Below are 19,189 nucleotides of genomic sequence, written 5' to 3' on the forward strand. Positions count from 1 at the left end.
AGCCGCCGTCGGGTTAACGTGCCTGGTATCAGGAGGCCACGCTGGGCTTTCTTCTTGGCATCGGACGTGGTGGAATCTCGGGGGTCTGGCTCAAGACGGGTCGGGCGGTGGCGGGTGCCTGATCCTTGTCAGGCGCCGGTTCGGAGGGCGGTGAGGTGAGCAAACGGCCAACGGCGGGGACCTCGAAGTTCTCGCAAGTACGCCTGCCGATGGGCTGGCTGCGTAACGCGCCGATCTGGTCCAAGCTCGGGCTCATCATGATCGTTCCCACCATCGCCACCGTCGTGGTCGGCATGCTGGGTCTGGTCGGCAACTACCACCGTGCCAGCGACGCCGACCAGTCGCGCCTGCTGGCCGGCCTCACGGCCGAGAGCGGCGCGTTGGTGCATGAGCTGCAGAACGAACGAGCAGCCGCGACCCTTCTCCTCGGCAGTCCGAGCAACGACACGAGGGCGGCGTTCGACCGTCAGACGGCCTCCACCGACCAGGCGTCCAAGCAGTACCGGTTGCGCCGGTCGGCTCTCGCCAACCTGCCCGCCGACTTCCGCGGACAGCTCAACCGCATCGACACTCAGCTGTCCGACCTGGCAAAGCAGCGCGACCAGATCAGGAGCAGCGGCCAGCAGAACGCGGCCGAGCCCACGACGCTGAGCAACGCCATCTTCCGGTACCAGACGCTCATCGGCGACCTGGTGTCCATCCGGGGCGCGGCGGCCCAGCTGGCCGGCGACCAGAACCTCTCCAACGACATGCGCGCCTCGGCCGCGCTGTCGCAGAGCAAGGAGTTCCTGGCGCAGGAGCGCGTGGTCGTGCTCCAGGCGCTCCTGCAGCGCTCGATGCCGGTACAGATGAAGGTGGCCTTCATCGGCACGCTCAAGGGCCAGGAACAGGCTCTGCGGGAGTTCCAGGCGGTCGCCACCGCGGACCAGCGGGCGCTTTACGACAAGACCGTCACCGGCGCCGACCGGCGGGAAGCGGAGAACTTCCAGAGCACGATCTCCAGCCTCACCGGCGACGAGCTGCCCGGCGACATCTTCACCCCGGCGCAGTGGGACCGGGCCATGGTCGGTCAGGCCGACCTGGTCCGCAAGGTCGAGGTCTCGCTCGACCAGCACGCCGTCAGCGACGCGGCGAGCCTGCGTGACCAGTTGCAGCGGCAGATGGTGCTCCAGGTCGGCCTGCTGCTCGCGCTGCTCATGGTCTCCATCCTGTTCGCGTGGATCGTGGCCCGGTCGATGGCCCGCGCCCTGCGCGAGCTGCGCCACGGCGCGCTGACCGTCGCGCAGTACGGCCTGCCGCAGGCGGTCGCCCGGCTGCGCGATCCACAGCTGGCCACGCAGGCCTCCCCACAGCAGTTGGCCGCGCAGATCGCCGAGCCGCTGCCGGTCCGCGGAAACGACGAGTTCGCCCAGGTGGCCGAGGCGTTCAACGCCGTTCACCTGGAGGCCGTGCGCACCGCCGCCGAGCAGTCGGCGCTGCGGTCGAGCGTCGCGACGATGTTCGTCAACCTCGCCCGCCGAAGCCAGATCCTGGTCGACCGGCTCATCGGCCACCTCGACCGGCTGGAGCGCGGCGAGGAGGACCCCGACCGGCTGTCCGAGCTGTTCCAGCTCGACCACCTGGCCACCCGGATGCGCCGTAACGACGAGAACCTGCTGGTGCTCGCCGGTGCGGACTCCACGCGTATCCAACGCGAGCCCGCGCCGCTGATGGACGTGCTGCGGGCGTCACAGTCCGAGGTGGAGCACTACACCCGGATCGAGTTCGGCATGATCGACCGTGATGTCGAGATCGCCTCGCACGCGGTCAACGACATGGTCCATCTGATCGCCGAGCTTCTCGACAACGCCACCGCCTTCTCACCGCCGGACTCGGCCGTGGTCGTGGAGGCGCGTCGGGTCGGCGACCGGGCCGTCCTCATCATCGAGGACCGGGGCATCGGAATCTCGCCGGATCAGCTGCGAGAGCTCAACGAGCGGCTCGCCAACCCACCCATGGTGGACGTCGCCGTCTCCCGGATGATGGGCCTCGTCGTGGTCGCGCGGCTGGCCGCCCGGCACGGCGTCAAGGTCGAGCTGCGACCGGCGCGTGAGCGCGGGACCATCGCCGACCTCACGCTGCCGGCCAGCGTTCTCGTGCCGCGCGCCCTCGCCGGTCGCGGTGGCGTGCCGATCGCCGGTTCGCGCGAGGTCACCGGCACCGAACGTCCGATCGCCCGGCCCGACCGGTCACCGTTCGGGGCCCCGTTGGCCCTCGAAAGCGCGGCCTCGACCGGCGGGGCTCAGGTCCCGTCACGCGAGCCGACCACGGGCGCCTACCCGCTCGTCGGCGCCGGTCCGTGGGCCGGTGCCGACCAGGGTGCGGCCACGAGCGGGTCGGGCCCGGCGCTCAACGGTTCCGCCAGGACCGCGTTCGCCGGCCCTGGCGGCCAGATCAACCCGCGCCCGCTCAACGACGGGTCCGGCGCCGCCGGCTTGTTCGGCGGGTCCCAGCCGGGCGGGTCCCAGCCGGGCGGGTCCCAGCCGGGCAGTGATTCGCCCGCGGCCTCCGGCGATGTCGTTCCGCCCGCCGTCGCGCCCAACCGTGGGCAGGCCCCGGCCTGGTCGGACCTCATCGCCACGCCCGAGGACAACGGCACGGTCCACCCGGCCGTCGCGCCCCAGGATCGCGTGCCGCTGCCGCACCGGCGACCGGCCGAGCCCGCCACCCCGGACGGCGACGGCACGGCCATCCCGCGGCAGCGCCCGTTGCTGGGCGGCGCCGAGGCCGACGACACGGCAGCGGCGCAGCAGCCTCTCGCGGCTCCGCAGGCGCCCGCCGTTCCGGAGCCTCCCGCGGCTCCGCAAGCTCCCGCCGTTCCGTCGGCCCCCGCCGGGTCGACGGGCGCCCGCCCGGGCGACAACGGCGGTAACCGGCTGGTCGGCGGCGCGCCCGCCACTCCGCCCGCTTGGCCGCCGGTGCCCAAGCAGCCCGAGCCCGCTGCTCCGGCCCAGCCGCCGCACGCGCCAGCGGCGTTCTCCGCCGCGCTCGACATGACGGCGGAGATGCCGCGGGTACGCGTCGACTGGGAGGACAGCGGCGGCTCGCCGGCCTCCGGCACGGTCGGGGGCGCCGAGCAGCGATTCGCGGACGAAACGATGGAGCTGCCGATCTTCCGCGAGCTCGAGTCGGCCTGGTTCCGCAAGCCCGGCTCCGCATCCAGGACGCCGGCTCCGACAAACGGGGCGGCCCCGGCCGTGCCGGAGTCCATCGAGCCGGCTGCCGCCGCTCCGTCCGCCGTCGTTCCGTCCGCCGCCGTTCCGTCCGCCGTCGTTCCGTCCGCCGCCCCCGAGCCGAACGGCTCAGTGGCCGCGGTGGAGCCGGTCGTCGCCGAGGACACCGCACCGCAGGCGGATGACGTGGCGGCTCCGGCCGAGACGACCGAGCGTTCGACACCGGTGGAGGCGACGTCCATGTGGCGTACCGCGGCGGACGAAGGATGGAAAGCCGCGTCAGCGCTCGACCAGCAGCACGACTTCAGCACCACCGCGACGGGGCTGCCCAAGCGCGTACCCATGTCCCAGCTTGTGCCCGGTGGGGTTGAGAAGGGTACTGTCAGCGCGCACAAGCGCACGCCAGAGGCCGTTCGTGGTCTGTTGTCGGCGTATCACCGGGGCGTTCAACGCGGCAGAGGCAGCAAGCCCGGTGATGCGAAGACCCCGGAGCACACCACGACCGGACCACAAAGTTCGCAAGGTGGCAAGGAGCAAGAAGCATGACGACAACGCAGGACCTCAGTTGGTTGCTGACCAACTTTGCCGACCGTGTGCCCGGTGTTGCACACGCAGTGGCCGTCTCCGCTGACGGATTGCTCCTCGCCTCGTCGCGCGACCTTCCACGCGACCGGGCCGATCAGCTCGCCGCCATCGCGTCCGGGCTGGTCAGCCTGACCCAGGGGGCGGCCCGTTGCTTCGAGGGTGGCGCGGTGCTGCAGACCGTGGTGGAGATGGACAACGGGTTCCTCTTCCTCATGTCGATCTCCGACGGCTCGTCGTTCGCGGTGCTGGCCGCTCGGGCGTGTGACGTCGGACAGGTGGGCTACGAGATGGCGCTGCTGGTCGACCGGGTCGGTGACGCGCTGACCCCCGCGCCGCGGCCGACCGCGTCGCTGCTGGGCTGACCGGCCGTTACCGAGATCAGTCGCGCGTGTGGTAACCGGCCCGAGGAGTGAGGAGGTGAGCGGCGAAGATGGCCCAACGTGATGAGCCGAGTGGAGCATTGGTGCGGCCGTACGCCGTCACCCGTGGCCGCACCCGGCCGAGGCTGGAAATTGCGATCGAGGCGCTGATCGAAACCACCGTGCGGGGACGTACCGCCGGTGGGAGAGGCGGCGCGCAAGGGCAGGAGCAGCAGTACATCGCCACGTTGTGCGATGGCCGGCTGCAGTCCCTTGCGGAGATCGCCGCGCGGATGCAACTGCCGCTCGGCGTAGCGCGGGTTCTCATCGCGGACATGGCGGCGGACGGGTTGGTCGCCGTGTACGAGCCGACCTCGTTCGACGACAACGACGCGGTGGGCACAGAACTGCTGGAAAGGGTGCTGAGTGGACTTCGGAGGCTCTGACATGACGCCGCACCGTTCGTCGTCCGGGCGGGTCACGTCAGCGAAGATTGTCATCGCCGGTGGCTTCGGCGTGGGTAAGACCACGCTGGTGGGCTCGGTCTCGGAGATCACACCACTGACCACCGAGGCGATCATGACGTCGGCCGGCGTGGGCGTCGACGACACGCGCCAGGTGCCTGGCAAGACGACGACCACCGTTGCGATGGACTTCGGTCGGATCACGATCGACCGGGACCTGATCCTCTACCTGTTCGGCACTCCGGGCCAGACGCGGTTCTGGTTCATGTGGGACGAGCTGGTGCGCGGCGCGATCGGCGCGGTCGTCCTCGTGGACACCCGTCGGCTCGCCGACTGTTTCGCCGCCATCGACTTCTTCGAGCACCGTCGGCTGCCGTACCTGATCGCCATCAACTGTTTCGACGGCGTGCAGTACCACAATGCCGACGACGTGCGCGAGGCGCTGGCGATTTCATCGGATGTGCCGGTGATCTCCTGTGATGCCCGTACCCGCGAGTCGACGAAGCAGGTGCTGATCTCGCTGGTCGAGTACGTGCTGACCATGCGGCGCACCCGTACGCCCACGCTCGCCTGACGCCGCTCACGCCTTCGTGACACCGCCGACGGGCGGCCACGAAGACGTGGGCGCACCGGTCAGCACCCGGCGACCGGGGGAGACCACCACACCCGTACGACAACGCGGCCGCCGTCCGAGTCCGGACAGCGGCCGCGTTTCGCTTCGGCCTCAGCGTCGGGCGGAGCGGTACTCGTACCCGCGCTCGTCGTCGCTTTGCTGGTCGCGGCTGAAGTCCCAGCCGCCCGCCGACTCTCGCCCGGGCCGTCCACCCACTCGGTAGCCGCCGACCTCCTGGCCGCGCCGCCAACCCCGGAAATACCCGGAGGTGTGGGCGGCGATCGCTGCGGGGTCGCGGACGACGCGGAGCGGACGCTCGGGCAGTTCGACAGGGGAGCCCGGTACGAGGTTCTGCTGCGGTACACGGCGCGGCAGGCCCGACGGCGTCTCCGCGCCCACCGTCGGCTCAGCGGCGTGCCTGGCGGCCCGCCAGCCCTCGTCGGACGGGCTGTCGAAGGTGTGCGGTGTGTCGTCCTCGCCGAAGTAGTCGGTGAACCAGGCGGACCTCGCCTCCGCGAAGATCAACAGGTCGCCGTCGGCTTCGTCCTTGGCCGGCGGCTCGGACGGCTCGTCGGTCCGGGCGCGCGACCCGGCGCGGCGTGACGCCCGCTCCTCCCGGTCAGGGCCCGCCCCGTTGGGGACGCTGCCAGCGGTGCTGCCGGCGCCGCTGGCGTCCTCCACGAGCCGGAGCGGACGCGGCTCGAGGCGCGAGTCCTCACCGAGCTCGCTGCGGTACTGCGAGCGCTCCTGCGACAGGGCCGGGTCGGTCAGCGGGGCCGGTTCGACCAGGCGCAGGGCCGGCGGCTCGGCCGGCAGGTCGATCGACTGCCAGGGCGGCACGACCCGGCCTTCACGCTGCTCTCCCCGGTCGGCGAGCGGCGGCTCGGCCGCGGGGAGGTCCAGGCTCCGGGTGAAGTCGATCCGGGGCAGTTCGCCGGAGGGCGCGTCAGCGCGGCGCGGACGGTCCGAGGGGCGGCGCTCCCGCAGCGGCGGCTCGGTGGGTGCGGCGGCGGACCGAGCGGCGACCGCCGGCTCGTCGAGTACCGGACCGGTCGGCACGGGCCCGGGCGCCACCGTGAAGTTGGCGGCGGGCTCGGACGGTGCGGCGCGGAACGGCGTGGTGCTTGCCGACCGGGTCGGGAAGGCCGGGGTCAGGCCGGGCGGCGGCACCGGCGGGACCTGCGGGGACCGGACGATGGTCGGCTCCGGCTGCACCTGCGGCGACCGGACGACGGTCGGCTCCGGCTGCACCTTCGGGGCCGGGTTGACCGGGGTCGGGACCGTGGCCGGCGGGGGGACCGGGATCGGCGCGGGAGGCGACTGGACGGGAACCGGCGGCGGCGACGCCACGGTCACCGGGACCGGCGTGGCAGCCGGGCTCTGCACCGGCGTCGGTGCCTGTGCCGCCGCCGCGACCTGCTCCTCGGCTCGCTTCTCGGCAGCGCGCCGGGCGGCACGGGTACGGGGCGCGGGCTGGTCGGCGGCCACCGGCTCAGCCGCGGCGGAGCGGTGGACACCGGCCGCTGCCGGCGGTACGGCCGGCGTCGCGGTCGGTGGCGTGGTCTTCGACGCGACGGCGGGCTGCGGCTGCGGCTGCGCCGGCGTGGGCGACGCGGAGCGGGGGCGCGCCGGGGAGGTGCGCGTACGGCGCCCGGTCGCCGCGCGGCCCGGCTCGTCGGCCGATGACTGCTGCGTGGTGGCCGCCGGCTCCGCGCCGGCGGTCGCCGCCATCCGGCCACGCGTCTGGATCGGCTGCGCGGATCCCGCCGCGCCGGCGGCCGGCATCCGGGCGGACAGGACCGACACGAGGGCGGCCGCGCCAGCGTCACAGGCGCGAACGGCGGCGACGGACTGGCGCACGGTCTCGGCCACGGCATTGGTGATCGAGCGGTTCATGCCGGTGCGGCGGGGCGTCTCGGCGATCGCCTCCCGCAGTGCGGACACGGCCTCGGCGAGCGTCTCCTGGTCGGCGACGCCCGCCTCGGCCAGTTCGGCGATGGCCTGGGCGTCCCGCCCACGCCCGTTGCCGCCGCCGCCCAGGGGGCCCGGCTCGGGCAGGGCGTCGAGGATGGCCAGCGGGATGGGCTCCGCGGGGTCGGGGAACGCGCGCAGGGCTGCCGGGTACAGCTCGCGGAGCACCTCGCGCAGCGTCGCGGCGGCGCTCTGCCGGCCGTTGGTGACGGCGGCGTGCGCGGCGAGGACCGGCTTGATCCCGAAAAGGTCCCGGGGAGTGGGCTGGGCGACGGCGGACAGTACGCCCGCCTGCAGCGCCCGCGCGAGGCCGATGGCCCGCCGCTCGGCCGGGCTGGACTGCATCTCGTCGGCGGCCGCGTCGTTGCTGAAGCGCGCGGCGTAGTCCTCGGCCGAGTCCTCGTCGGTGTAGGCGAGGTAGCGGCCGGCGGCGGTGAGAAGCCGGGTGACGATGTGCTCGTCGCTGTCGGCGGCGATCGCGACGGACTCCAGTCCGTTCGAGCGCTCGGCGAGCAGGGCGCCCAGCTCCGAGAAGCCGGGTGCGTCGTCGCTGATGTCACAGATGTCCAGGAGGCGGCCGGCGTCGTCGACAACCGCGACGGTGAGCCATGTCTCGGAGCCCGGTGGTGTGGCGTCCTGGTCTGTCGCCGTCAGACCGCAGTACACCCGTACGAGCGCCACCGCGTCGTCCTCCTCCCGAGACAGCTGTCATGATCTTGCGTTGCGCCCGGCGGGACCCTGTCTCTGGTCCTGCCCGGTGCGGCCGAAGAGGGTGACCTCAACGGCTTTCACTATTCCCATTCAAAGTCGAACGCGCGACCCGACCGTTCCGTTATGGTCCAACGCGCCCGCGCCTTCTCGTCGTGCTCATCGGGATGATGCTCCCTGGTCAGTGGTCAGTCGCGCCAGTCCACAACCGAAGAGATCTTGCCTATGACCGTGCGCCAGCTGAGCGCCGCGGTGGTTTGCGGGTCAATCTTGCGAAGTCGGCGACGTGCGAAGAACGCGCCGAACCCGCCCGCTTCGACCGTCCGAAGGCCTTCGTCCAGATCGTCGAGGGGCGAACCCGGCGCCAGCGCCGTCATCACCGACGGGATACGCAGCGCGTACGCCACGTCACGCGCGAGCTCTCCGGCCTGAATGATCAGCGACGGGTCCCACGCGTCGTGTCCGCCGCGCAGGTTCTCCACGACCAGGTCGAGCTCGTACCGGTCCTCCTCGAGCGGGACGATGTCGTCTGGCTCGATGCGCTCACGCAGCTCGTCCCAGGTGTCGAGCTGGGCCAGCTCGTGGTCGGTGCTCGTGCGCACGTACTCGACGAGCCCCTCCGGGCTGCGGAACAGCAGCAGCCGTCCGCGCTCGGCAAGGAAGACCGGCACATCCTCGGGCTCGGCCTCCTCCTCGCCCTCCGCCGCTTCCTCGCCCTCGCCGGCGTCCAGCGACTCCTCGTCGTCGCGCCCGGCGTCGGCCTTGTCGGCGGCGCTCGCGTCGTGCCCGTCGGTCTCGGCTTCCCCGTCGCCCGTGGTGTGCCGGCCGGACTCCTTGCCGGCGGCGAGCGCCTGGGCGGTCAGCTCAGCCTCGTCGATCCCGCCGACGTCTTCGCCGTCCTCATCGGTCGCCGTCGGCGACACGGAGGCTTCGGGGAAGTCTTCTTCGCGTTCGTCGATCTCCGGGGCGCGTACCTCCGTCGACAGCCGGTACGCCCGGAGCGTGTACCCGACGCCGGACGGCAGCGCGATCTCGATCGGCTGTACCCGCACGTCTGTCCACAGTGCATCGGTCGCCGCGGAACGGCTCTCGGCCGTCGCGCCTGTGCTGTCGCTTTCCTCGTCCATCGGGTCGTCCTCGTTGAGAGCGTCGGCGTCCACGTTTTCCTCGGGCGTCTCGGACGACTCTTCGGCGCTTTCCGTTCCCGACGGTTGGCGGCTCACGGCGACCTCCGTATCGCTGTCCGATGCGCCGACCGACGCGACCGTCGCGACGGCCAGTCTTGCGCACAGACACCCTAGTCGTACCGCACTCCTTGTGCGGTTACCCCCTACGGGCGACTTGAACCTGGAACTAGATCCCCTTAGGGTGCCACACCGTCTTCGTCTCGATGAGGGCAAGCATGCGCTGAACGTCTGGATCGGCTGCCCAATCGGACGAGGCCGGCGCCGGGCGGAGCACCCGCTTGAGGTTCTCGGCGGCGGCCGTCTCGAGGTCGACGGCGAGCCCGGCGTCGGTGACGCCCGTGAGGTCGATGGCGTCGACATCCATGTGGCTGGCCAGCCACGGTGCGATCTCGGCGACCCGGCCGGTGAGCACGTTCACGACGCCGTCGGGCAGGTCGGAAGTGGCGAGAACCTCGGCGAGGGTGACGGCCGGGAGCGGGCGGTCCTCGCTGGCGACCACGACCGCCGTGTTGCCGCTCACGATCGCGGGCGCGACGACGCTCACCAGACCCAGCAGCGGCGACTCCGGCGGCGCGACGACGGCGACCACACCGGTCGGCTCGGGGGTGGACAGGTTGAAGTACGGGCCGGCGACCGGGTTGGCCGCGCCGTGCACCTGGGCGATCTTGTCGGCCCAGCCGGCGTACCAGACCCAGCGGTCGATCGCGGCGTCCACCTCCGCGGCGGCCGCGTCGCGGTCGCCGGTGGCGGCCGCGACCTCGGCGGTGAACTGGGCGTGGCGGCCTTCGAGCATCTCGGCGACGCGGTAGAGGATCTGGCCGCGGTTGTAGGCGGTGGCGGCCGACCACGTGCCGAACGCGGCGCGGGCGGCGCGCACGGCGTCGCGGGCGTCCTTGCGGGAGGCGAGCGCGGCGTTGGCCATGAAGTCTCCGGTCGCGGTGTGGACGGGGTACGAGCGCCCGGACTCGCTGCGGGGGAAGGCGCCGCCGATGAACAGCTTGTACGTCTTGCGGACAGCCAGTCGGACAGTTGGCTCGGTCGTCGCCGCAGGCGACTCCTGCTCAGTGGGCAAGGTAGGCCTCCAGTCCGTGCCGGCCGCCTTCCCGGCCGTACCCGGATTCCTTGTAGCCGCCGAACGGCGAGGTCGGGTCGAACTTGTTGAACGTGTTGGCCCAGACGACGCCGGCCCGCAGCCGGTCGGCGATGGCCAGGATCCGGGAGCCCTTGTCGCTCCAGATGCCGGCCGACAGCCCGTACGGGGTGTTGTTGGCCTTCTCGACCGCCTCGGCGGGGGTGCGGAACGTCAGCACCGACAGCACCGGGCCGAAGATCTCCTCCCGGGCGATGCGGTGGGCCTGCGAGACACCGGTGAAGATGGTCGGGGCGAACCAGAACCCGCGGTCGGGCAGGGGGCACGGCGCGCTCCAGCGCTGGGCGCCCTCGGCGTCGCCCACCTCGGACAGGGCCCGGATCCTGTCCAGTTGGGCGCGCGAGTTGATCGCGCCGACGTCGGTGTTCTTGTCCAGCGGGTCACCGACGCGCAGCAGCGCCATCCGGCGCTTCAGCGACTCCAACAGGTCGTCGGCGATGGACTCCTGCACCAGCAGCCGGGAGCCGGCGCAGCAGACGTGGCCCTGGTTGAAGAAGATGCCGTTGACGATGCCCTCGACCGCCTGGTCGATGGGTGCGTCGTCGAACACGATGTTGGCGGCCTTGCCGCCCAGCTCCAGGGTGACCCGCTTGCGCGATCCCGCAACCGATCGGGCGATCTGCTTGCCGACCTCGGTCGAGCCGGTGAAGGCGACCTTGTCCACCCCGGGGTGTTCGACGAGCGCGCGGCCGGTGTCGCCGGCGCCGGTGACGATGTTGACCACGCCCGGCGGCAGGTCGGCCTGCTGGCAGATCTCGGCGAAGGCGAGCGCGGTGAGCGGCGTGGTCTCCGCCGGCTTGAGCACGACCGTGTTGCCGCAGGCCAGCGCCGGGGCGATCTTCCAGGCCAGCATCAGCAGCGGGAAGTTCCACGGAATGACCTGCCCGGCCACGCCCAGTGGCTTCGGGTCCGGCCCGAACCCGGCATAGGCGAGCTTGTCGGCCCAGCCGGCGTAGTAGAAGAAGTGCGCGGCGACCAGCGGGAGGTCGACGTCGCGGGACTCGCGGATCGGCTTGCCGTTGTCGAGGGTCTCCAGCACGGCCAGTTCGCGGGCGCGTTCCTGCACGATCCGTGCGATCCGGTAGAGGTACTTGGCCCGCTCCCGGCCCGGCATCGGCCCCCACACCCGCTCGTACGCCCGGCGGGCGGCGGCCACCGCCCGGTCGACGTCGCTCGCGTCGGCCTCGCCGACGTCGGCCAGCACCTCCTCGGTGGCCGGGTTGGCGGTCTTGAACCGGCCGGCGGCGTCGACGAACTCGCCGTCGATGAACAGCCCGTAGGACGGTTTGATCTCGACGACCGACCGGGACTCCGGTGCCGGCGCGTACTCGAAAACCATGCGCTAGTCCAAGGTGACGTAGTTGGGCCCGGCGTACCGGCCGGTCGACAGCTTGTAGCGCTGCATCAGCAGGTCGTTGAGCAGGCTGGAGGCGCCGAACCGGAACCAGTCCGGGTGCAGCCAGTCCTCGCCCGCGGTCTCGTTGACCAGTACCAGATATTTGATGGCGTCCTTGGCGGTGCGGATCCCGCCCGCGGGCTTGACCCCCACCTGCCGGCCGGTGGCCGCCCGGAAGTCACGGACCGCCTCCAGCATCACCAGCGTCACCGGCAGTGTCGCGGCCGGTGACACCTTGCCGGTGGACGTCTTGATGAAATCGCCTCCGGCCAGCATCGCCAGCCAGGACGCCCGCCGGACGTTGTCGTAGGTGGCCAGCTCCCCGGTCTCCAGGATGACCTTCAGGTGCGCGCTGCCGCACGCGGCCTTGACCGCGGCGATCTCGTCGAAGACCTCCCGGTAGCGCCCGGACAGGAACGCCCCCCGGTTGATCACCATGTCGATCTCGTCCGCGCCGGCCGCCACCGCCGCCTCGACGTCGGCGAGCCTGACCGCGAGCGGCGCCTGCCCGGACGGGAACGCCGTCGCCACGCTCGCCACGTGAATGCCGCTGCCCTCGAGCGTCTCCACGGCGGTCGCCACCATCGTGGGGTAGACGCAGACCGCGGCCACCGGAGGGCAGGACGGATCCGTCGGATCCGGGCGCAGCGCCTTCGCGCACAGCGCCCGCACCTTGCCCGGCGTGTCCGCGCCTTCGAGGGTGGTCAGATCCACCATCCGGATCGCCAGGTCCAGCGCCCAGGCCTTCGACGTCGTCTTGATCGACCGGGTCCCCAGCATCGCCGCCCGCTGCTGCGCCCCGACCTGATCCACCCCGGGCAGACCGTGCAGGAAAGCGCGCAGAGCGGCGTCCGAGCGGGCCACCTCGGAAAGGCCGGACGCCACCGTTGCCGTCATGGCGATCAGTGTACGCACGGGGGAGACAGCCGATCTTGGATAGCCGGACGCGAGTCGCGATCGGCGTCACGTTAGGTTGCTCGCCGTGGACGTACTCGTGGTCGATCATCCCCTGGCCAAGTCACGCCTGACGGCGATGCGTGACGCGCGCACCGAGCCGGGCGCCTTCCGCGCCGCACTGCACGAGCTCACCACCATGCTCGTGTACGAGGCGACCCGTGGGTACCCCGTCGAGACGTACCCGGTGCAGACGCCGGTGACGACGACCGAGGGGACCCGGCTGGCCAACCCTCCGCTGCTCGTGCCCGTGCTGCGCGCCGGCCTCGGTATGGCCGACGCGGCGCTGTCGTTGCTGCCGGAGTCCTCCATGGGCTTCGTCGGCCTGGCGCGCGACGAGGTCACCTTCGCGCCCCGCGCCTACATGGAGTCGCTGCCGGCGGACCTGACCGGCAAGCCGGTGATGGTCCTCGACCCGATGCTGGCCACCGGCGGATCGCTGCAGCACTGCTGCCAGCTGCTCGCCGACCGCGGCTGCACCGAGATCATCGTGCTCTGCGTGCTCGCCGCTCCGGAGGGGCTGGACCGGCTGAAGAGCTCCGGCCTGCCGCTGCGGGTGGTGACCGCCTCGATCGACGAGGGCCTCAACGAGAAGCGGTTCATCGTGCCGGGCCTCGGTGACGCCGGCGACCGGCAGTTCGGCGGCATGCCGCGCTTCTAGCTCTTCGCCCGCACCATGATCACGGAAACCTTTCCGTGTCCGAGGACGGAAAAGTCTCCGTGATCATGGATGAGGTCAGGCGAGGCCGAGCGCCGCGCGGGTCTCGGCGCGCAGCGCCTCCAGCGCGGCCGCTGCCCGCTGCCGCGCCGCCGGCACGTCACCGTCCGCGGCCGGCTCCACCACCTCGAGGTACGCCTTTAGCTTCGGCTCGGTACCGGACGGGCGCACCACGATCCGGGCGGAGCCGGTGCGCAGCACCAGCCCATCGGTTGCCGGAAGAAGGTCGTCCACTCCGGTGACCGGCTGGCCGAGCAGTGACGCGGGCGGCCGGGCGCGGATCGCGCGCATCATCGTGGCGATCCTGCTCAGATCGTCCACGCGCACCGACACCTGGTCGGTGGCGTGCACGCCGAACTCGGCGGCCAACTCGTCGAGGCGGTCGAGCAGCGTACGGCCCTCCGCCTTGAGGCCGGCGGCCAGTTCGCACACGGCCAGCGCGGCCGTGATGCCGTCCTTGTCCCGGACGTGCCCGGGCGCCACGCAGTAACCGAGCGCCTCCTCGTACCCGTACACCAGGGGCGCGTCGCCGGCCGTCGCGCGGCCCGGCACGTCGGGCACCCCGGCCCGGACGATCCACTTGAACCCGGTCAGCGTCTCGCCGTACGGCGCGCCGCGCGCCGCGCACAGCTTTTCCAGCAGCGTGGACGACACGATCGTCGTCGCGTAGCGACCGCGCACACCGCGGCGCATCAGGTGGTCGGCGAGCAGGATGCCGATCTCGTCGCCGCGCAGCGCCCGCCAGCCACCCGGCGCGCCGGCGTCGGGGACGGCCACCGCGCACCGGTCGGCGTCCGGGTCGTTCGCGACGGCCAGGTCGGCGCCGCTCGTACGGGCGAGCGCGACGACGCGGTCCATCGCCCCCGGCTCCTCCGGGTTGGGGAACGGCACCGTCGGGAAGTCCGGGTCGGGCTCGGCCTGCTCGGCGACGACCAGCGGCGCGGGGAAGCCGGCCGCCGCCATCGCGTCCCCGAGCACCCGCGCCCCCACGCCGTGCAGCGGCGTGTACGCGACGACCAGGTCGCGTGGCCCCTGCGGGTCGACCACGGCCGCCGCACCGTCCAGGTAGGACGCGACGAGACGGGCGTCGAGGGTCTCGCCGGGGTCGCCCAGCGGGATCCGGGCCGCCGCGCCGACCTCGCGGATGGCCGCTTCGATCTCGGCGTCGGCCGGGGGTACGAGCTGTGCGCCGTCGCCCCCCGGTCCGCCGGCCGTCGCGCCCAGGTACACCTTGTAACCGTTGTCCTGCGGTGGGTTGTGGCTTGCGGTGACCATCACGCCGGCGGCCGCGTCGAGCGCGCGTACGGCATGGGCGAGCACCGGAGTCGGCAGCGGGCCCGGCAGCACGAGCGCCCGCCGTCCGGTCGCCGTCACGACCCGCGCCGTCGCCCGCGCGAACGCGTGCGACCGGTGCCGGGCGTCGAACCCGATGACCACGGGGCCCGCCACCTCGCGGCTGTCCAGCCAGCGCGCCAGGCCCGCGGCGGCCGACAGGACGACGGCGAGGTTCATGCCGTTGGGGCCGGCGCGCAGCGGGCCGCGCAGCCCGGCGGTGCCGAAGCGCAACGGGCCGGCGAACCGGTCGGCGAGCTCGGCGGCGCTGTCCGGCAGGGAGTCGAGGACGGCCCGCAGCTCGGCCCGGTCGGCCTCGTCGGGGTCGTCGTCGAGCCAGGCCTGTGCCGCGGAGATCAGCTCGTCAACAGCGCTCATCACGTCGTGGTCCGAGGTCGACACCTGTGCTCCATCCCCGGCCGGTCAGGTGACGAGCCGGAACGACCGGGCCAGCTCGTCGTCGATCTTCTTGCTGTCGGCGAAGTCCGCCGCGGGTACGGACAGCGTCACCTGGTAGGCCAGCCCCTTGACCACGATCGCGCTCCACCGCCCGTGCCGCTGCGCCTTTCCGGGCGGGCTGCAGGTGTACTCGAACGCGGCGCCGTCGAACCCGGCCAGCGTGGTGTCGGCGAGCTTGACCTGCTGGAAGCCCGGGCAGCCGCCGCCGGGGCTCTGGAACCGGCGGGCGGCCGCTTCGAGCACGGCCCGGCCGGTCGGCTGGCTGGTCGTCTCGACGTTGACGCGCACCCACCGATCCGGGTTGGCGGGGTCGACGAAGTCCATGTACGTGCCCGTCTTCGGCGGTGTCTGCCGCCAGCCCTGCGGCACGTTGACCACGACCCCCTTCGGGTCGCGGTACTCCTGTACCGGGATCAGCGGCTTGTCGGCGGCGGCGGACTGCTTCGCCGCCGGCTGCTGCCCGCTCGAACCCCCCATCGAGGTGCCGACGACGATGCCCAGCAGCAGCACCCCCACGACCGCGCCGGCGACCACGGCGGTGCGTCCCTTCGGTGGCAGGCCCCGGAACGTCGTCACCGCCCGGTCGGAGGCCTGGCGGACGCCGGACGCGGCGCTGGCGAGCAGCGCGGCGGCTCGGCGCGAGGAGGCCTCGGCTTTCGGGGCGCCGTTGCGCGGCGCGCGGCCGGAGCCGACCGGGCTGCCGTTGCGCGGCGCGCGGCCGGAGCCGACCGGGCTGCCGTAGACGTTGCCGGCCGGCGGCGGGAACTCGTCGGTCTCCGGCAGCGGCACTCGGCCGCGAAGGACGGCGGTCCGCTCGGCGGCGGCGGGATCGGTGGCCGGGTCGGCGGCCGACTCTGTGGCGGAGCGCTGGGTCGGTGGGCGCGACGCCGTGGTCTGCCGGCGCCGGATCGCTCCGCTCACGCTCTCGCCGGGCGCCAGCATGGCGCGGCCGCCGATCTGCCCGCCGACGTTCACGGTCGGCGGGGTGTACGGCGCCGGCCGGACGACCGCGTACGGGTCGGTGTGGTGCGCCGGCGCGGCGCTGGCCAGGGCGCCGACGAGCAGCTCGCGCAGCACGGCGCGGGCGCGGGGCACGTCCCAGCGGCGGGCCGGGTCCTTCTCCAGCAGCCCCTGCAGGACGCCGGACAGGGCGCCCGCGCGCACCGAGGGCGCCGGCTGCTCCTCGACGACGGCGCGCATCGTCTCGATCGGGTCCGGCTTGTCGAACGGCGGGCGGCCCTCGACCGCCGTGTACAGGGTGACGCCGAGCGAGAACAGGTCGCTGGGCGGGCCGAACGGCGCCCCGATCGCCCGTTCCGGCGAGATGAAGTGCGGGGAGCCGAGGACCATGCCGGGCGTGGTGAGCTGGCTGTCGGACGGCATCCGCGCCACCCCGAAGTCGGTGAGGACGCACCGGCCGTCGTTGCAGATCAGCACGTTGGCGGGCTTGACGTCGCGGTGCAGCACCCCCGCGGCGTGCGCCATCTCGAGCGCGCCGAGCAGCGCGATGCCGATCTTCGCGACGGCCCGTGGCGCGAGCGGGCCGTCCTCCACGATGATCTCGGCGAGGCTGCGGGCCTGCAGCAGCTCCATGACGATCCACGGCCGGCCACCGTCGGTCACCACGTCGTAGACCTGCACGACGGCGGGGTGCGACAGCGCGGCCGCGGCCCGCGCCTCGCGCAGGGTCCGCTGGTACATCGCGTCGCGGTCGCTGGCGGCCATGCCCTGCGGCAGCAGGACCTCCTTCACCGCGACGTCGCGGCGCAGCAGGGAGTCGGTCGCGCGCCACACGGTGCCCATGCCGCCGTGGCCGATCGCGGCGCGCAGCGTGTACCGGGAACCGATCATCATGCCGGGGGCGCCCCGGACGCCGGTGGACGCGTCGGCGACGGCCGGTGTCACCGGCGCCGACGGTTGCGCCTGGGTGCGTTCGCTGTCGTCGTGCCGCGGCCGCATGCCGGCACCAGCCGAAGGCTGCGCCTGGGTGCGGTCACCGGTCTCCGCCTGCGCCTGCGGGAGGTCACCGGTCGCCGGCCGCGCCTGGGTGCGGTCCTCGGCGGCTGGAGGCCGGTCCGCCGCAAGGTCCAGCGCCGTTGTTTCGCCACCCGGGTCCTGGCCGCTCAAAGGGCTGATGGACGCCGTGGAGCCGGATGGTGGGACGGGTTCGCCGTGCCACGTCGGGAGCTGAGTCGTCACTGGCTTCAAACCGTAGTTCCGCCGTCGGTGTCAGATCGGGACTGTGCGGGAGCGGCCGGCGGGAATAGGATCTTCCGGCCAACCTCCATATCTTGCCGGTTGGCCCGGTGGCAGGGGAAGTCTGACCGGCGGATGCGCCCGAGATTGTGCACTCATCGTGACCGATGGCGGCCGTTGTGCGCTATCCCTCACGGTACGGGCGCGGCGCGCTCCTTAACGTGCGCTTACCATCAGCGGGTATGAGCGAGCGGCGCAGCGAGTCCGGCTTCCCCGTCAAGCCGATCTATCGGGCGGAGGATCTCCCGGCCGATCTGGCCGAACGACTGGGCGAGCCTGGCGAGTACCCGTTCACCCGCGGCGTGTACCCGACGATGTACACCTCCCGGCCGTGGACGATGCGCCAGTACGCCGGGTTCGGCACGGCCGCCGAGTCCAACGCCCGTTACCGGCAGCTTCTCGCCGCCGGCACGATGGGCCTGTCGGTCGCGTTCGACCTGCCCACCCAGATGGGGTACGACTCGGACGCCTCGATCGCGCACGGTGAGGTCGGCAAGGTCGGCGTCGCGATCGACTCGATCGAGGACATGCGGGTGCTGTTCAGCGAGATCCCGCTGGACAAGGTCTCGACGTCGATGACGATCAACGCGCCCGCGTCGGTGCTGCTGCTGCTCTACCAGTTGGTCGCCGAGGAGCACGGCGTGCCCGGCTCGGCGCTCTCGGGCACGATCCAGAACGACATTCTCAAGGAGTACATCGCCCGCGGCACGTACATCTTCCCGCCGAAGCCGTCGCTGCGGCTGGTGTCGGACACGTTCGCGTACTGCCGCAAGGAGATCCCCCGCTGGAACACGATCTCCATCTCGGGCTACCACATGGCCGAGGCGGGTGCGACGCCCGTCCAGGAGATCGCCTTCACCCTGGCCAACGGCGTCGCGTACGTGCGGGCCGCCCTCGAGGCGGGGCTGAACGTCGACGACTTCGCCCCACGGCTGTCGTTCTTCTTCGTCGCGCGCACCACGCTGCTGGAGGAGGTCGCGAAGTTCCGGGCCGCCCGGCGCATCTGGGCGCGGATCATGCGCGAGGAGTTCGGCGCGCAGAACCCGAAGTCGTGGATGCTGCGCTTCCACACCCAGACCGCCGGCGTCCAGCTCACCGCGCAGCAGCCCGAGGTCAACCTGATCCGGGTCGCGGTGCAGGCGCTCGGCGCGGTGATGGGCGGCACCCAGTCACTGCACACCAACTCGTACGACGAGGCGATCGCGCTGCCCACCGAGAAGGCCGCCCGGCTGGCGCTGCGCACCCAGCAGGTCATCGCGTACGAGTCGGATCTGACCGCGACCGTCGACCCGTTCGCCGGCTCGTACGTCGTGGAGGCCATGACCGACGAGATCGAACAGGCCGCGGTCGCGCTCATGGAGCAGGTCGCCGACTACGGTTCGGCGGTCGAGGCGATCGAGGCCGGCTTCCAGAAGCGGGAGATCGAGTCGTCGGCGTACCGGATCGCCCAGGAGATCGACAACGGCGATCGGGTCGTGGTCGGCGTCAACCGGTTCACCCTCGATGAGGAGGAGCCGTACGAGCCGATGCGGGTCGACCCGGCGATCGAGGCGGCGCAGGCCGCGCGCCTGGCCGAGCTGCGGGCGTCGCGCGACAACGCCGCCGTCGACCGCGCGCTGGCCGACCTGCGGGCGGCTGCCGAGGGTACGGAGAACGTCCTGTACCCGATGAAGGAGGCGCTGCGGGCCCGGGCGACGGTCGGTGAGGTGTGCGGGGCGCTGCGTGAGGTGTGGGGCGTCTACCGCCCGAGCGACCGGTTCTGATCTCCGCGCCCCGCCCCCGCCCCCCGCCCCCCCGGCCCCCGCCCCCCGGCCCCCGGCGCCCC

Annotated in this window: 13 protein-coding genes; 6 read left to right on the plus strand and 7 right to left on the minus strand. The window is 72.5% G+C overall.

The genetic code is table 11. The annotated features are described in order from the left end of the window. The first annotated feature begins 155 nt into the window (after positions 1 to 155). From HC031_RS33820 to HC031_RS06950, 4 genes are all read left to right on the plus strand, one after another. Positions 156 to 3,758 (plus strand): nitrate- and nitrite sensing domain-containing protein, encoded by a 3,603-nt coding sequence (locus tag HC031_RS33820; protein ID WP_167924321.1) that lies wholly within the window; start codon positions 156 to 158, stop codon positions 3,756 to 3,758. Further along, positions 3,755 to 4,159, plus strand: a complete 405-nt coding sequence (locus tag HC031_RS06940; protein WP_167924322.1) for a roadblock/LC7 domain-containing protein — start codon at positions 3,755 to 3,757, stop codon at positions 4,157 to 4,159. Before HC031_RS33820 ends, HC031_RS06940 begins: the two co-directional genes overlap by 4 nt. Positions 4,160 to 4,227: 68 nt before the next feature. Further along, positions 4,228 to 4,602, plus strand: coding sequence for a DUF742 domain-containing protein (locus HC031_RS06945; protein ID WP_167924323.1), 375 nt, complete (start codon positions 4,228 to 4,230; stop codon positions 4,600 to 4,602). 1 nt (position 4,603) lies between these two features. Then, complete coding sequence (locus tag HC031_RS06950) at positions 4,604 to 5,194, plus strand: GTP-binding protein (protein WP_167924324.1); 591 nt, start codon at positions 4,604 to 4,606, stop codon at positions 5,192 to 5,194. 150 nt (positions 5,195 to 5,344) lie between these two features. Here HC031_RS06950 and HC031_RS06955 read toward each other — a convergent pair whose 3' ends face one another. The 5 genes from HC031_RS06955 to deoC all read right to left on the minus strand — a co-directional run bounded on the left by HC031_RS06955 (position 5,345) and on the right by deoC (position 12,542). Continuing rightward, positions 5,345 to 7,885, minus strand: a complete 2,541-nt coding sequence (locus HC031_RS06955; RefSeq protein WP_420813600.1) for a transposase — start codon at positions 7,883 to 7,885, stop codon at positions 5,345 to 5,347. A 215-nt stretch (positions 7,886 to 8,100) separates the two neighbouring features. Beyond that, positions 8,101 to 9,039, minus strand: coding sequence for a DNA primase (locus HC031_RS06960; protein ID WP_167924487.1), 939 nt, complete (start codon positions 9,037 to 9,039; stop codon positions 8,101 to 8,103). A gap of 226 nt (positions 9,040 to 9,265) precedes the next feature. Continuing rightward, positions 9,266 to 10,171: an aldehyde dehydrogenase family protein gene (locus HC031_RS06965; RefSeq protein ID WP_205862348.1), complete on the minus strand. Its 906-nt coding sequence runs from the start codon at positions 10,169 to 10,171 to the stop codon at positions 9,266 to 9,268. Beyond that, entirely contained in the window at positions 10,161 to 11,588 is a 1,428-nt protein-coding gene (locus HC031_RS06970) for an aldehyde dehydrogenase family protein (RefSeq protein WP_167924325.1), read from the minus strand. Before HC031_RS06970 ends, HC031_RS06965 begins: the two co-directional genes overlap by 11 nt. Positions 11,589 to 11,591: 3 nt before the next feature. Continuing rightward, the gene (gene deoC / locus HC031_RS06975; RefSeq protein WP_167924326.1) at positions 11,592 to 12,542 is read right to left on the minus strand and encodes a deoxyribose-phosphate aldolase; all 951 of its coding nucleotides are present in this window, start codon (positions 12,540 to 12,542) and stop codon (positions 11,592 to 11,594) included. An 85-nt stretch (positions 12,543 to 12,627) separates the two neighbouring features. On the opposite strand from deoC, the gene upp reads away from it, so the two are divergent. Next, a complete protein-coding gene (upp, locus tag HC031_RS06980) occupies positions 12,628 to 13,260 on the plus strand; it encodes a uracil phosphoribosyltransferase (protein ID WP_167924327.1) in 633 nt (210 codons plus the stop codon). A 75-nt stretch (positions 13,261 to 13,335) separates the two neighbouring features. Here upp and HC031_RS06985 read toward each other — a convergent pair whose 3' ends face one another. Together HC031_RS06985 and HC031_RS06990 are read right to left on the minus strand one after the other, a co-directional pair. Then, positions 13,336 to 15,027: a phospho-sugar mutase gene (locus HC031_RS06985; RefSeq protein ID WP_167924489.1), complete on the minus strand. Its 1,692-nt coding sequence runs from the start codon at positions 15,025 to 15,027 to the stop codon at positions 13,336 to 13,338. A 45-nt stretch (positions 15,028 to 15,072) separates the two neighbouring features. Further along, positions 15,073 to 16,962 (minus strand): serine/threonine-protein kinase, encoded by a 1,890-nt coding sequence (locus HC031_RS06990; RefSeq protein ID WP_240942221.1) that lies wholly within the window; start codon positions 16,960 to 16,962, stop codon positions 15,073 to 15,075. A gap of 584 nt (positions 16,963 to 17,546) precedes the next feature. Here HC031_RS06990 and HC031_RS06995 point away from each other — a divergent pair. Next, positions 17,547 to 19,127, plus strand: coding sequence for an acyl-CoA mutase large subunit family protein (locus HC031_RS06995; protein ID WP_167924328.1), 1,581 nt, complete (start codon positions 17,547 to 17,549; stop codon positions 19,125 to 19,127). Positions 19,128 to 19,189 lie beyond the last annotated feature (62 nt).

It is taken from the genome of Planosporangium thailandense, from assembly GCF_011947195.1.
GTDB classification, from domain to species: Bacteria; Actinomycetota; Actinomycetes; order Mycobacteriales; family Micromonosporaceae; genus Planosporangium; species Planosporangium thailandense.

Bases quoted from the DNA above. Each gene is read 5' to 3' on its own strand.
- HC031_RS06940 (WP_167924322.1), top strand. From the start codon at position 3,755: ATGACGACAACGCAGGACCTCAGTTGGTTGCTGACCAACTTTGCCGAC.
- HC031_RS06945 (WP_167924323.1), top strand. From the start codon at position 4,228: ATGGCCCAACGTGATGAGCCGAGTGGAGCATTGGTGCGGCCGTACGCC.
- HC031_RS06950 (WP_167924324.1), top strand. From the start codon at position 4,604: ATGACGCCGCACCGTTCGTCGTCCGGGCGGGTCACGTCAGCGAAGATT.
- HC031_RS06960 (WP_167924487.1), bottom strand. From the start codon at position 9,039: ATGGACGAGGAAAGCGACAGCACAGGCGCGACGGCCGAGAGCCGTTCC.
- HC031_RS06970 (WP_167924325.1), bottom strand. From the start codon at position 11,588: ATGGTTTTCGAGTACGCGCCGGCACCGGAGTCCCGGTCGGTCGTCGAG.
- deoC (WP_167924326.1), bottom strand. From the start codon at position 12,542: ATGACGGCAACGGTGGCGTCCGGCCTTTCCGAGGTGGCCCGCTCGGAC.
- HC031_RS06985 (WP_167924489.1), bottom strand. From the start codon at position 15,027: ATGAGCGCTGTTGACGAGCTGATCTCCGCGGCACAGGCCTGGCTCGAC.
- HC031_RS06990 (WP_240942221.1), bottom strand. From the start codon at position 16,962: ATGATGATCGGTTCCCGGTACACGCTGCGCGCCGCGATCGGCCACGGC.
- HC031_RS06995 (WP_167924328.1), top strand. From the start codon at position 17,547: ATGAGCGAGCGGCGCAGCGAGTCCGGCTTCCCCGTCAAGCCGATCTAT.